General features: G+C 57.8%; 11 protein-coding genes and 2 tRNA genes. 5 read left to right on the top strand and 8 right to left on the bottom strand.

The annotated features are described in order from the left end of the window. Positions 1-357: 357 nt before the first annotated feature. Positions 358-2,451 carry a hydantoinase/oxoprolinase family protein gene (locus tag ACVWZJ_RS06765; protein ID WP_457395450.1) on the top strand — a complete coding sequence of 698 codons (2,094 nt, stop codon included), beginning with the start codon at positions 358-360 and terminating at the stop codon, positions 2,449-2,451. A gap of 309 nt (positions 2,452-2,760) precedes the next feature. Here the strand turns inward: ACVWZJ_RS06765 and ACVWZJ_RS06760 are convergent. After that, positions 2,761-2,833 (bottom strand) — tRNA-His (locus tag ACVWZJ_RS06760). 68 nt (positions 2,834-2,901) lie between these two features. Between ACVWZJ_RS06760 and ACVWZJ_RS06755 the strand changes: the two genes are divergently transcribed. Beyond that, on the top strand, positions 2,902-3,702 hold the full coding sequence (locus tag ACVWZJ_RS06755) for a photosystem II S4 domain protein (protein WP_457395447.1): 801 nt from the start codon (positions 2,902-2,904) through the stop codon (positions 3,700-3,702). Positions 3,703-3,911: 209 nt separating this feature from the next. On the opposite strand, the gene ACVWZJ_RS06750 is transcribed toward ACVWZJ_RS06755, so the two are convergent. The 4 genes from ACVWZJ_RS06750 to yidC form a co-directional block, all read right to left on the bottom strand. Further along, complete coding sequence (locus ACVWZJ_RS06750) at positions 3,912-4,823, bottom strand: homogentisate phytyltransferase (RefSeq protein ID WP_457395444.1); 912 nt, start codon at positions 4,821-4,823, stop codon at positions 3,912-3,914. Between the two features lie 8 nt (positions 4,824-4,831). Continuing rightward, entirely contained in the window at positions 4,832-5,320 is a 489-nt protein-coding gene (locus tag ACVWZJ_RS06745) for a YceD family protein (protein WP_457395441.1), read from the bottom strand. An 89-nt stretch (positions 5,321-5,409) separates the two neighbouring features. Beyond that, the gene (locus ACVWZJ_RS06740; protein ID WP_041436702.1) at positions 5,410-6,021 is read right to left on the bottom strand and encodes a Jag family protein; all 612 of its coding nucleotides are present in this window, start codon (positions 6,019-6,021) and stop codon (positions 5,410-5,412) included. A gap of 349 nt (positions 6,022-6,370) precedes the next feature. After that, positions 6,371-7,561 carry a membrane protein insertase YidC gene (gene yidC / locus ACVWZJ_RS06735; RefSeq protein WP_011433818.1) on the bottom strand — a complete coding sequence of 397 codons (1,191 nt, stop codon included), beginning with the start codon at positions 7,559-7,561 and terminating at the stop codon, positions 6,371-6,373. Between the two features lie 224 nt (positions 7,562-7,785). Between yidC and ACVWZJ_RS06730 the strand changes: the two genes are divergently transcribed. Further along, positions 7,786-7,857, top strand: a tRNA-Asn gene (locus ACVWZJ_RS06730). 283 nt (positions 7,858-8,140) lie between these two features. Beyond that, positions 8,141-8,659 carry an inorganic diphosphatase gene (locus ACVWZJ_RS06725; protein ID WP_041437514.1) on the top strand — a complete coding sequence of 173 codons (519 nt, stop codon included), beginning with the start codon at positions 8,141-8,143 and terminating at the stop codon, positions 8,657-8,659. A 6-nt stretch (positions 8,660-8,665) separates the two neighbouring features. On the opposite strand, the gene ACVWZJ_RS06720 is transcribed toward ACVWZJ_RS06725, so the two are convergent. From ACVWZJ_RS06720 to rimP, 3 genes are all read right to left on the bottom strand, one after another. Further along, positions 8,666-10,282: a B12-binding domain-containing radical SAM protein gene (locus ACVWZJ_RS06720; RefSeq protein WP_011433820.1), complete on the bottom strand. Its 1,617-nt coding sequence runs from the start codon at positions 10,280-10,282 to the stop codon at positions 8,666-8,668. Positions 10,283-10,575: 293 nt separating this feature from the next. Continuing rightward, entirely contained in the window at positions 10,576-11,949 is a 1,374-nt protein-coding gene (nusA, locus tag ACVWZJ_RS06715) for a transcription termination factor NusA (RefSeq protein ID WP_414381589.1), read from the bottom strand. A gap of 135 nt (positions 11,950-12,084) precedes the next feature. Next, positions 12,085-12,555, bottom strand: a complete 471-nt coding sequence (rimP, locus tag ACVWZJ_RS06710; protein ID WP_011433822.1) for a ribosome maturation factor RimP — start codon at positions 12,553-12,555, stop codon at positions 12,085-12,087. 301 nt (positions 12,556-12,856) lie between these two features. Here rimP and ACVWZJ_RS06705 point away from each other — a divergent pair, with 301 nt between their 5' ends. Further along, a complete protein-coding gene (locus ACVWZJ_RS06705) occupies positions 12,857-13,372 on the top strand; it encodes a TIGR02652 family protein (protein WP_011433824.1) in 516 nt (171 codons plus the stop codon). Positions 13,373-13,531: the final 159 nt, after the last annotated feature.

Genomic DNA, 13,531 nt, shown 5'->3' with positions numbered 1-13,531 from the left:
GGAGTCCAAACAGAATGGCGGTATCCCGCAAAGCTTTGAGTAGAATACCCAAAGCGCAGTTTCCGTGTCGTCTTACTACCAATTTTCTGCTTTGCTTTGGCTACCATGTTGGCAGACTCGAAAGTAAACAGAAAGATCAACTGGTAGTAATCCGTACTGAACATATTATACATTATTTTCAGTATAGTTGAGCTTATTATTGACTAGAGTCATGCTCCAAAAAAGACAGAAGTTGCTGAGCTACACTCGCTACACGAAGGGGCGCCGGTCAGCCTGTCTCTGCCGTTACAAAAGCCAGGCGTCATAGCCATAGTCCGACCAAGGGCTGGCCCCAGAAGAAGGCAAAAGAAATGCACGATGGAAGCCATGGTCGCATCAGCGTTGGGTAGCAACCTCGATCCGGCCAATCTGGATCAGACGGAAGCAAGCCGCAGCTTGGCCCGCCTGGGGATCGATGTGGGGGGCACCTTTACTGATCTGGTGCTCTTGCAGGATGGCCAGATGCAGACGGCGAAGGTGCTGTCTACCCCCAGCCCTGAGGAGGGGGTCTTTGCGGCGCTGGACAAGCTGGGGGTGCTCTGGGTTGACCTCTTCTGTCATGGCATGACGGTAGCCACCAACGCGCTGCTGGAGCGCAAGGGATCCCCCACCCTGTTTTTGACCACGGCGGGCTTCCGGGATGTGCTGTCCATTGCCCGTCAAAACCGCCCCTCTCTGTATGACCTGACGCAGCCCAAGCCGGAGCCGGTGGTGCCCCGCCACCACTGCCTGGAGGTGAAGGAGCGCTGCAGCGTGGGTGGAGTGTTGGAGCCGCTCACCGATGCCGAAATCCGGCGGGTGGTGCAGGAGGTGGGGGAACGAGTGCAGCGGGATGGGATCCGCGCTATTGGGGTGGGGTTTTTGTTTTCTTTTCTCTACCCGGAGCACGAACAGCGGCTGGGAATGGCCTTGCGACAGGCTTTCCCGGAGCTACATCTTTCCCTGTCTTGCGAGGTGGCGCCGGAGTTCCGAGAATACGAGCGCTTCAGCACCACCGCCATCGATGCCTACCTCAGCCCGGCATTGGCGGGCTACCTGCACCGCTTGGCCCAAGGATGTCGGGAGCGAGGGATCCCCCAACCGTTGATCATGCAGTCTTCCGGCGGGGTGACCTCCATCCCTCAGGCGGCGGCCCATGCTTCGGTGGCTTTGCTCTCAGGGCCGGCAGGCGGAGTTTACGGGGCGGCCTATCTGGGTCGGCTGAGTGGCTACCCCCACTTGCTCAGCTTCGATATGGGGGGAACCAGCACAGATGTGGCCTTGATCCAAGATGGGATCCCCCAGGTTACTCCTGCAGCGGTGGTGTGTGGCTTGCCCGTGCAACAGCCCCAAATTGATATCCACACCGTCAGTGCCGGCGGCGGATCCCTGGCCCATTTGCTGCCCGGCGGTGGGCTTCAGGTGGGGCCAGAGAGTGCCGGATCCAACCCCGGGCCGGCCTGCTACGGTCGGGGGGGAACAGCTCCGACGGTTACCGATGCCAACCTCTGGCTGGGGTACCTGCCGGATGGCGGTCGGCTGGGCGACTCGGTGCAGCTACGGCGGGGGCTAGCGGAACAGGCTATTGCCACGCTGGCGGATCCCTTGGGTTTGAGCTTGCAGGAAACTGCCGTTGGCATTCGCACCTTGGCCAACGTCGCCATGTCGCGGGCCTTGCGGGTGATCAGCGTGGAGCGGGGTTTGGATCCCGCCGATTTTGCCCTGTTGGCCTTCGGCGGAGCCGGGCCCATGCATGCCTGTGCTTTGGCAGAAGAGCTGGGCATCCGCACGATCTTGATCCCGGCTGCCTGTGGGGTGCTCTCGGCGCTGGGAATGGCTTTGGCAGATCTGCGGCGAGACTATCGGCGGGCCATCCTCCAACCTCTGCGGCAGCTCACGTCCGCTTCAGGGGGATCCCTGCTGGCCCAATGGGCAGAACCCCTGATCCGCCAGGCCCAAGCCGATCTGCAGGAGCCGGCGTTGCACTTCAGCTTGGACTTGCGCTATCGCGGCCAGTCTTTTGAGTTGGGGATCCCAGTGCAGTTGTCAGATCCGATTCCTCATCTGGAGCAACAGTTTCACCAGGCCCACCGACAACGCTATGGATGGCAGGATTTGGCCCAGCCGGTGGAGGTGATTCAGTTGCGTCTACAGGCGGTGCAGGCCCTACCCACCGTGCCTTTGACTGCACCCCACCCTTTGCCAGGGGATCCCCTCAAGGGTCGGCGAGAGGCATGGTTTGGGGGCAGGATGCGCCTGGTGCCGGTCTACGATCGGCAGCGCATGGATGTGGGGTTTCAACTGCGCGGGCCGGCAATTGTCGAGATGCCGGAGGCAACGGCGGTGATCGAAGCCGATTGGACGGGGGTCATTGACGAAGTGGGAACCCTAATCTTGAGCTGTGTTCGCGATAGCGGGACAAAGTCCTGGTGAGTCCATCCGCAAGCAGAGCGTCATGGTCATTTCGATTCAAACTAGGATACTGTGCCCACACCCAAAACGTTGCTCGCGTCGGCGTTGCGGAGCAATAATGCAGGGGGCCAGAAGCTCACCCTAACCTGAAAGACCACAGCAGAGCTTGTTTTGAGAGGGAGAGGCAGGTGCTCCAGATCACCTTGACGAATACCTTCACGATTTTTGCGTCCAGATAGGGTGTTGTCTGTTTTCGTTTGTCAGGGTCTAGATAGATGGACTGGCCTCTGCAGCCCTTGCCCTGACTGGATTTTCGCGATTTCCCTCAAGGGCGGACGATGGGACTCGAACCCACGAATGGAGGATCCACAATCCTCTGCCTTAACCGCTTGGCTACGCCCGCCGCGATTCCGGCTATCTAGCTTAGCATGGGAAAAACGGGACTGAACCACAGAGGTCGAAGCACCCCAAATGCTACCCAGAGCCGATTTGTTGCGAGGGGCAGAGCATCGAGAAACCTTGGCACGGGTCTTGGATTTGGGAGAGCAAGCTCTCAAAACCTGGCAAGTGGTCTGGAGCGACTTCCTCTCGCCACCGGAAATAGCAGAGGTGCAAGCTCGGCTGTGCAACTTGACCGAACTACAAGTGGGGGCCTGGGGAGGGTACCCCCAAGCAGAACGCCAACGCATAGCCCTGGCCCGCTCTGAGGTGGGTCTGGATGTCCGGGATCCCAAGCCCGACCCAGAAGGGATCCCATTGGCCGCCATTCAGATTCAAGGCAACTTTCTCTTCGACCCGGCTACCCACCGCGATTTTCTGGGAGCCCTTTTGGGAGCCGGCATCGCCCGCGAGAAAGTGGGAGACATCCTTGTGTTGGGAGACTCAGGCGCCCAGGCCATCGTTGTGCCCGAAATGGTGGACTACCTCGCCCTAAACCTGACGCAGGTGCGCACAGTGCCTGTCAAAGTGAGCCGGATCCCCCTGAGCCAGTTGAACATTCAGCCCCCCCGCGTCAAATCCATCACCAGCATAGAAGCCTCTTTGCGCTTGGATGCGGTAGCCTCAGCCGGGTTTGGCATCTCCCGCAGCAAGATGGTGGAAGAAATCCAACGGGGGGAAGTGCGGGTCAATTGGAAGCCCATTACCCAAGCCAGCTACACCGTTGGCCCTCAGGATTGGATTGCCATTCGAGGTCGGGGTCGGCTGCAAATTGAAGAGGTAGCCGAAACGAAAAAAGGCCGCTTTCGAGTGCAAATGACGCGGTATCTCTAGGTTTTTCTTGCCTGAGTTTTGGGAGATCGTTATGCTCATTTTGGTTCAAACTAGGATACTGTGCCCACACCCGAAACGTTGGTCGCGTCAGTGTTGTAGAGCAATAATGCATAGGGCCAGAAGTCTTTTCAAGGACTCCGTCCCGCTGGCGCGATCAGTAGCTCAGGTGTCCACCCTAATTTGAAGCGACTGCAGCTTCAAGAAATGCTCTAGAAAAAAGAGAAAAAGGCCCAGGGATAAAGCAAATACTCCAAGTAAAACAACTTCCAGATCAGTTGATAATAGCCAACGATCGCATCTCGGCGGTTGAGATCCAGATGAACACCATAGCCCAAGAGGATCCCCAGCCCCAACACATGGCTCACCAACAGCCAGAGGCCGTTGCCCGCAAGGAGAAAGGAGATTCCCACCCCGATAAATCCCAGATAGCACAAGGCCAAAATGCCGATACAAAACCTTGAGATCCGCTCTGGCCCAAAGCGCAGCGAGAAGGTGGCAATGGCAAACTGGCGATCCCCCTCCATGTCGGGAATATCTTTGAAAAGGGCGATCACCAGCCCAAAAATCGACATAAACCCCGTCAGCCAAACAATCGCAGCCGAAAGCTCGACCCTTCCCTGCATCACCTGCTGAAAATGGCTGTAAAGGCCCAAATTGACGATCAAACCCCGCACGCTGTAGATGCAAGCCGAGGCCGCCAGCGGAAAACGCTTCAACCGCAAGGGGGGCAGCGAATAGGCCGTGCCGATCCCATTGCTCAAAAGCACCGTCAGCAGCAGATAAGGGATCCCAGCCATGGCCAGTAGGACGGACGCCGCTCCACAACCCACGACGATCCCCACTCCCTGTCGCCAACCCAGGGATCCAGCAGCTAAGGGCAAATGGGGCTTGTTGATGCGGTCGATTTCAACATCCGTCAGTTGATTCAAGCCGACGATGTAGACATTGGCCGCCAGACAAGCCGCCCAAGCCCAGACCAACTGGGGCAGCGCCGAGAGAACCGGTTGCAGGGATCCGGCAGCCACAAACCCCGCCAACAGGTAGAGGCCCACCACGCTGGCGCTGGTGCCGTAGACGGTGTGGGGTCGAGCAAAACGCCAGAGAACTTGTGGGCGCAACATCAAAAAAGCTAGGGAGAGTCTTCCAGGAGAGAAGCTAGGGCTGCCCAGCGGGGATCCGCCGTTGGTGCTGTAGCTTCCACCGCAATGCCCGGACAATCGGGACGGCAGGGCAACTGGCGGGGCATCTCCAAATGCAGGTGCTGGTACATCCAGTCTTCGACATCCAGCTCACCATTGGGGGGCAGGCTCTCCAGCAGATCTTCTTCGTCTTGCAATTCCAGCTCCAAGGGGAGAGGTTCGGGATCCCGAATCAAAATGATCTCCTGAACTTCCAGGTGCAGCCGGTGGTTGAACTGCTGGAGGCAGCGGTGGCAGGTGAGGGTGACAATGGTACGAGCTTCAGCACTCACTTCGAGAAAATGGCCCCGATGGCTGACTTCCAGGGATCCCTCCACAGGGGTCAAACTCTCAAAGCCCGAAAAAAACTGCCTAAACTGCAATTCTTGGGTTTGATCCGGCATCTGCCGCAGATCGGATAGACGAATTGGCCTTAACATTGCGCCCCCTTTCGCACGTTTTGGATAGCCGGGATCCCTGTCGTCACCGTAGCAAGAGGGCCAACTTGTTCCCAGCCCTCTGCCCACTCTCAAGATGGGGAAGCTGCCCGACGGATAACCAAGCGCCGGTCAGGCTCTTTGCCACGGCTGAAAGTTTCCAGATCGGCATAGGCAGGGTCATTCAAGAGAGTATGAATTTGCCGACGCTCGGCAGCCGAGAGATCGGGAAACTCGTATTCCCGGCCAGTGGCCCTCACCTTTTCCACAGCAGCGGCAACCAAAACCTTCAGCTCCTGCAAACGCCGCTGCCGATAGCCGTCCAAATCCAAAATGTAGGGCTGCTGCTGGTCTTCCGGCTGGTTCAGGTTGAGAAGGGTGTTGGCCAGGTACTGCAACGCATCCAGCACCACAGGGGAGCGATCCTCCTCTTGAGGGGAATCTCTGGAAGATGGAGAGGGCAAGGGGGGGGCTTTCGCCAACAGCAGTTGCTTCTGAGCTGGGGTCAAAGAAGACGCCTCGATTTCCAGCACCTCCCCCACCACCCGCACCGCCGCTGGGATCCCCATAGCCGCCAGCACCTGCTGTAACCACTGCCTGGCTCGCTCTTGATTGGCCGCAAAGGTGGACTTGTTTGGCGAAGGGGCAACGGTTCCCTCAGATTTCTTAGCAGCAGATCCCGTAGAAGACTTAGGACGGCTCATCCTGGGCAGCTTCCAACTTTGAAGAGCATGACTCTAGTCAATAATAAGCTCAACTATACTGAAAATAATGTATAATATGTTCAGTACGGATTACTACCAGTTGATCTTTCTGTTTACTTTCGAGTCTGCCAACATGGTAGCCAAAGCAAAGCAGAAAATTGGTAGTAAGACGACACGGAAACTGCGCTTTGGGTATTCTACTCAAAGCTTTGCGGGATACCGCCATTCTGTTTGGAAACAAACAGAATGCTATCGCTGCATAGTTGAACAGTGATGTTCAGCAGTGTTCAGCGTAAATGTATCAGGTATCAACACTCCACCACAAGTCCACCCCAACAGCGAGGATCCCCTAGGGCTCAAAGGGCAAGGATTCCCGTCCCTCCTTGGCTGCTCTGGGCTTGGTCGATTTTTCCACTTCCTTGGCCTCCACCGTGATCGCCTGGGCAGCCCGACGACGCTCCTCTTCCACCAACTGCTGTAAGTTCTCCGGCAACGGCTCCCGCGAGAGCAGGAAAGTCTGCACCGTTTGGAAGATATTAGAGACAAGGATGTAGAGCAAAACCCCTGCCGGCAGAGGGAAGAACAGGAACATCGCCGAGAACAGCACAGGGGTGATGCGAGCCATGGAACTTTGGCTGGGATCCTCTTTGCCGGTATCCTGTCCGGCATTGGTTAGGTACTGGTTCAGGTAAATGGACACCCCAAAGATGACGATCATGGCGATGATATCCCAGTGGATGGTGCCATCCTCGTCGAAGGCTCCCACACGGCCCAACTTGTCGATGAACAGAAAGCCAGTCTCAGAGGCCAAACCGGGAATAGACACCTGCACGGTCACATCCCCCGGCTGCAGAGCCAGCAAGGTGCCATCCGGCTTTATCTGGGCACGATCTTCTCCTTTGGTGATCTTCCAGGTGGGCTGTAACAGATTGGGATCCCCACCCGCTTCGGCCACCAACTGCTCAAAAGGCTTGCCCCCCGGCCCTTGAAGCAGAAATTGCACCTCCTCCCCAACGGCAACCTTGGTGCCTTTGGGTTCCACCAGCACCACCGGCTTGTGGAGAGAGTCGGTGACAAAAATGTTCTTGCTGGGGCTGACGTAGGGGGCGGGCACCACCTCAGCCGCCATTTCCGCCGGCAGGATCTGCAAGTTGACATCGTAGGTCACCGCTGCAAAGGGGGAGCCCCGCAGGGTGGCAAACAGGGCAAACAGCACTGGCATTTGAATGAGCAGTGGCAGGCAGCCCCCCAAGGGATTGGCCCCCAGCTCGCTGTAAAGCTTGGCCTGGGCTTCCCGAAGCTTCTGCGGGTCGTCTCGGTATTTCTCCTGGAGTTCTCGCATCCGCCGCTGCATCACCGGGCTGATCACCTTCATGCGCCGCATGTTGCGGATGGATCCCACATTGAGCGGGTAGAGGGCAAAGCGGATCACCAACGTCAGGAAGATAATGGCCAGTCCATAGCTGGGCACGATCCCATAGAAAAAATCCAGGATCGGCAGCATGACGTTGTTGGAGAGAAATCCGACTCCGAAGTCCATGAGGGGCGCTGGCAAATGTCCGTAACCATTGTAATGGCTTCCGTTCGGTTGACGAGGGCGTTTTCAGGGTTTGTCCCCTGGATCCGTCAGATAGACCTGAGAAAGGCGAGCAATTGAGCAAAATCAAGCCCGCTCCACTGAGCAGGGATCCCAAGGCCAAACCAGAACCCCTCATCGGCAGTTGCCTAGCAGTCCTTTTTTCCCCTATGATGAGAAACGCTTGATCCTCGGTAGCTCAGCGGTAGAGCGGTCGGCTGTTAACCGATTGGTCGCAAGTTCGAATCTTGCCCGGGGAGTATGTCTGAGCCAATCAAGGAAGCCGGATCCGGAACCCTATCCTTCCAGGCGGCTCTGGGCCTGCTGAGGGAAAGGGGGAGAGAAAACCCAGTCTCCCATCTCGTCGAGGAAGATGCGACGCTAAGCCAGACGTGGAGAAAATAATGTGAAGCAATGTGAAGGCGGCTAAGGGTTTCGTCCCGCCTGTTCCCGGCAAGTGTCAAGAGTCTCTGTCCTTTGGGGCAAGGAGTATGTCAGAATACCCTCTGGCTGTCTATTCCCAATCCGAGGGTGCTTGCTGTGATCGACCTGTCGCGGATCCCTGCCCAACCCAAGCCCGGCCTGCTCAACATCTTGATTGAGATTCCCGGCGGCAGCAAAAACAAGTATGAGTTCGACAAAGACATGGGAGCGATGGCGCTGGATCGGGTGCTCTACTCCTCGGTGCAGTACCCTTACGACTACGGCTTTGTGCCCAATACGCTGGCCGGGGATGGGGATCCCTTGGATGGCTTGGTGATCATGGATCAGCCCACTTTCCCAGGGTGTGTGGTCACGGTGCGACCCTTGGGCATGTTGCAGATGATCGATGGCGGGGATCCGGATGAGAAGCTGCTGTGTGTGCCTGCCAAGGATCCCCGCTATGCTGCAGTGACCAAGCTAGAAGACATCGCCCAGCACCGCCTGGATGAGATCGCGGAGTTTTTCGCCACCTACAAGCGCTTGGAAAAGAAAGAAACCCAGATCTTGGGCTGGAAAGGTTTGGCCGAAACCGAGGCGGTCATTGCCAGCAGCATTGCGGCCTGCAAACAACCCCAATAGACATCTCTAAGGGATGCGAACAGAAAGAGCTTCCTGGCGATGTTGCAACAGTCGCTCTGGGGTGAGGGGCCCTTCGATGTGTTGCCAAGGCAAGGGATCCCCTGGATCCCAGTGGCTGTGCACGTAGTAATCCAGAGGCGGCAGTTGCCCTTTAAGCGCTTTGAAAGCGCGCCGGTAGCTCCCCAAAGATTCGCCAAAGTCCCGCGCCAACTGCAAGACCTTTCCCACCCGCCGATCCCCTCGCGAGATGAGGGCTTGGATCACCGACCAGCTATAGCTTTCCGGGCGCAACTCCACCCCCAAGGGACGCAGGTGTTTCTGGAAAAACTGCAGTTTTTTCTCGGCTTTGGGATCCACCCCGTGCCACTGAAAAGGGGTGTGGGCTTTGGGCACAAAGGTGCTGCAACCCAGCGTTAGGCGCAGGCCGGGAGCCGCTTTTTTGAGCTCTTGGAAAAGATCCACTGTGGCCTCCAAATCCGCCTGGGTTTCCGCCGGGATCCCTACCATGCCGTAGAACTTAATGCCCTTCAGACCTCCAGCCTGGGCGTGGGCTGCTGCTGCCAAGATTTCCGGGTTGCTTAACTTCTTGTTGATGATCTGGCGCAGTTGTTCTGAGCCACTTTCGATGGCCACCGTAATGGACTGGCTGCCCCGGCGGGAGAGTACCTGCGCCAGACGTGGGGTTACGGTAGCGGTGCGCACCGAGGCCAAACTGAGACGCACCTGCTCGAAGCGATCCTGGGCCAAGTGCTCCAGCAACTGCTCAAATTGGGGGTGCTGGGTTACAGAAGCCCCCAGCAACCCAATCCGCTGAGTGACCTGCAGCCCCCGCTCTACCGCCGGGATCAAATGCCCCTCCACATCCGCCACCCGGAAAGGCAGGGTGAGATAGCTGGCCAGGCAAAACCGACACATCTCCGGGCAGCTGCGCACCACCTCCACCATGTAGATGCTCTCCCAAGCCGCTTTGGGGGTAACCACCGTAGAAACCGAGAGGGTGTTGCCGCGGAAGGTGTGTTTGCGGATGGAGCTAGGGATCCCGGCCACTTTGGGGAGCACCTTCTCCACTGGGCCGTCGGGCTCCCGGTATTGGGGTTCATACAAGCCGGGCACATAGATCCCTGGCACCTGCGCTAGCGCCTGCAATTTCTCAGCCCGGGATCCCTGGCGCACCTCCCGATAGACCTCGATCATCTTCTCCAGAAGACCTTCCCCATCCCCCAACAAGATCAGGTCAAAAAACTCGGCAAAAGGCTCGGGGTTGGCCGTCAGTACCGGGCCGCCGCCAAAGACCAAGGGGTGGGCTTCTTCCCGCTCCTCAGATCTGGGAGGGATCCCGTGCCGTTCCAGCAGAGCCAGGATATGGACATAATCCAGCTCCCAGGATAGGGAAAAGCCGAACAGCTCCGGCTCCCGGGGCAGGGGTTCAGCCAGATCCGTAAAGAGGCGGGAGACGGCCACATCTCGGCGGCTGGCCAGCAGACTCCAGATGACTTGATAGCCCAGGCTGGTGATCCCCACTGCGTAGGTGTTGGGAAAGGCATAGATCACCCGCACCGCGTCGGGGTCGGGCGTAGCCGGGGCGAAGAGCAACTGCTCCAGGGCAAACTCTGAACTAGCCAAGGGATCCCGCTGTGTTGGATTGAGGTTTGGGTTCTGGCTCGGAAGAGTTTTGATTTGCCTGCCGAACTTTTTTGGCTCCTGCATGCTAACAAAAGCTAGCATCTTTCACCAATGCAGATTGCCGGAACAGGGCAGTTCTGCCCAAGCAGGCAGGAAAACCCCACATGCGCCATTGCGGTCTCGGTGCAACCGCGATCCCCTGCAGCAAAACTCATTCCAAAGCCCAGACTTCCGGCAGAAGCCGCCCTCTACGAGCAAAGTGTACGGGCAAAGTGAGGGTAGAGCGTATATCATTACCCCTTCGGCTGGGCAATGTCGAACTCGGCGTCGTAGTCGAAGTCCTCCTCTTCGTCAGCCCAGTCTTCTTCCAGCCTATCGTCCCCCGCCAGCTCCTCTTCCTCCAGGCGGCGCTTTTCTTCGTATTCCTCATCCTCTAGGCCCAAAGCAGCCCGCTCTGCCCGCCGCCGGAAGCGCTCCAGTGCCGCCGGAGTGATGAAGGGATAGGGCAGCCCTTGGGCTTGGGCTTCCTCCAGCGCTGCGCGGTAGCTCTCCACTTCCTTGATGTCAATTTTCCAACCGGTGAGGCGGGCTGCTAGGCGCACATTTTGCCCCTCTTTGCCAATGGCCAAACTGAGCTGGTCGCTGTTGACCAACACATGGGCCTGCTGGATTTCCGGATCCACTAGCCGCACCTCCACCACCTTGGCCGGGCTGAGGGCGTTGGCAATGTAGGTGGCAGGATCCGGCGACCAGCGGATGACATCGATTTTCTCGTTGCGCAGCTCTGCTACCACCGCCTGAATCCGGGATCCCCTCGCGCCAATACAGGCCCCCACTGGATCCACGTCCCGCTCCACCGTATCGACCGCAATCTTGGTACGTGGCCCCACATTTCGGGAAGGGGGGTTGGCCTCCCGCGCCACTGCCACAATCCGCACGATATCCTCTTCAATTTCTGGCACCTCGTTGGCAAACAGGTTCACCACCAAGCCAGCATCGGCCCGGGAAACCAAAAGCTGTGGCCCCCGCCGGGATCCCTCATAGACTTTCTTGAGATAGACCTTCATCACCGCGTTGGGAGTGTAGCGATCGCTGGCCAGCTGTTCCTTCTTGGGCAGTTCTGCTTCCACCTCAGGTTGTCCGAAACCGCTGGATACCGACATGATCACCGTCTGCCGCTCGGTGCGCAGCACCCGTGCCTGCAGTACGGTTTTTTCCAGATCGCGGAACTCTTCCTGAATCAGACGGCGCTGCTGATCCCGTAACTTTTGCGCCAGCACCTGCTTGGTTTGGATGGCCGCCATGCGGCCAAATTCCGCCTGTTGTGGGGTGACATCATCTGTGACTTCCCAGCCTACTTCGGCTTCTGGGTAATCCTGCTGCACGTCGTACAGAGAGATCTCGTGATCCGGATCCTGTACCTGCTCAACGATGGCTTTGGTGGCCAAAACGCGAAAGCCTCCTGCCTCCACATCCAACTCCACATCGAAATTGCGGAAGTGGTCTTCTGCAAAGACCACATCTCGCTGGATGGTTTTGCGGTAGCGTTCGTAGCCCTTGAGCAGCGCCTCTCGCAGGGCATCGGTGACCACATGGCGGGGCAAGTTGCGCTCCCGCGAGATCATCTCCACCATTTCCGCCAAACCCGGCAGAGGCACCATCGCCATAACCACTGTCCTCCTGCACAAACTTCGTGAAACTTGCTGTTGCTATTGCTCCACAGCGGGAACTGAACCCGCATCTCTGATGCGAAGGGAGGGCCGCACCACCTGCGGTCAAACGCTCTCTCTATCTCCGGTCTCCTAGTCAGTTTCCGATGAGAGGGCAACCCGCTGCACCGAAGCGCGGGGCAACTGAACTCGCCGCCCCTTGAGGGATAAGGCAACCCTCTCCTCATCCCGACCCAGCAGGTGTCCTGACCAAACGGCTTTGCCCTTGTAGGGTGGATCCAAGGTCACCTCCACCGCAAACCCTTTGAAAACCACAAAGTCGCGATCGCTGGTGAGAAGGTTGCTGATGCCAGGGCTGGACACCTCCAACACATACTGGCCTGGGATCAGATCCACCCGATCCAGCTCGACTTCCAAGGCTTGGCTCATGGCTTCGCAATCGGCATGGCTGGTTTCTCGGTCGGGATCCAGTGGACGAATATCCACCCGCAGAACTGGCGGATGCTGGTTGGTGTGGAAAACCATCTGCACCAACTGGTATCCCAGTTGAGCGGCCAAGGGACGGGCCAAGCTCTCCAACTGTGGAATAAGAGGGTGAACCATAACCAACTTGTCACCAACCGGGTGTTGCCGCCAGATCCAAACCCCTTTGAGCCGGAGCCGGCAAAGGGGACAGTAAGCCCCCTCAAAAAGCAAAGAAGTGGGTACCACCCACTCCCCGTTGCTATCGCGGAGCTCCTTGAGGCTCGCCCAGAATCAGTACAGACTTCGAGCGCATCCCCCCTACCTCCTAATTTAGAAGATCTCCTCCGGTTTTGTCATGGGGATCCCCAAAAGGCAACATCTATAATGTGGACAACTGCGGATTTGCCCAGATATCCAGCCGCGTTTTGTGGGGTTTCCTATGACTGTTGCCTTTTCCTACCCGATCTTCGGCCCCAGCATTCAGTGCCCCCACTGTCGGCAAACGATTGCGGCCCTCACCCTGACCGATACCTACCTCTGCCCTCGCCATGGTGCATTTGAGGCGGATGCCGAACAAGAGGAGCTGGTACACCTGCAATCCGGACGGCGCTGGCGCTTTTGGGAAGGTCGCTGGTTTCGTCAGCACACCCACGCCGATGGGATCCGTTTTGAGATTCATGAAGAATTGGATCGGCTGCGCATGCAAGGAATGCGAGCCACTCAGGTGATCGTGGCCGAGCGCTACCGCCAGCTGCTCACCCCTTATCTGGAGCAGGGATCCCACCGTCGCCCCGGCCCACCTCGCCTCTATGGCTTGCCCGTCAGCTTCAGCTCCCAAATCCCAGAGGATAGGGGTGGATCCCCTCAGCGCTGGCGGGTGATCAACTTTGAGCTGACCTACGAGATCGACCCGGCCATGCGGCAGCCGCAATCCCGTCTGCAACTGTGTGATTAGACTGTGTGATTAGAAAGGCGAACAGGTAGAGAGCTGTTGGAAAATTGGTGGCTGCTCAAGTCTTCTAGGTTGTGTTGATCTTTCATTTGAGCCAAAAGAGAGCACTGACGAGATAGAGAAAACTCAAGAAGTTCCTGGCCAATTTGTCAAAACGAGAAA

The sequence above is a fragment of the Thermostichus sp. OS-CIW-29 genome, assembly GCF_054058195.1.
Note: the sequence above shows the minus strand (reverse complement) of the source record. Positions and strands in the feature narration are given on the sequence as shown.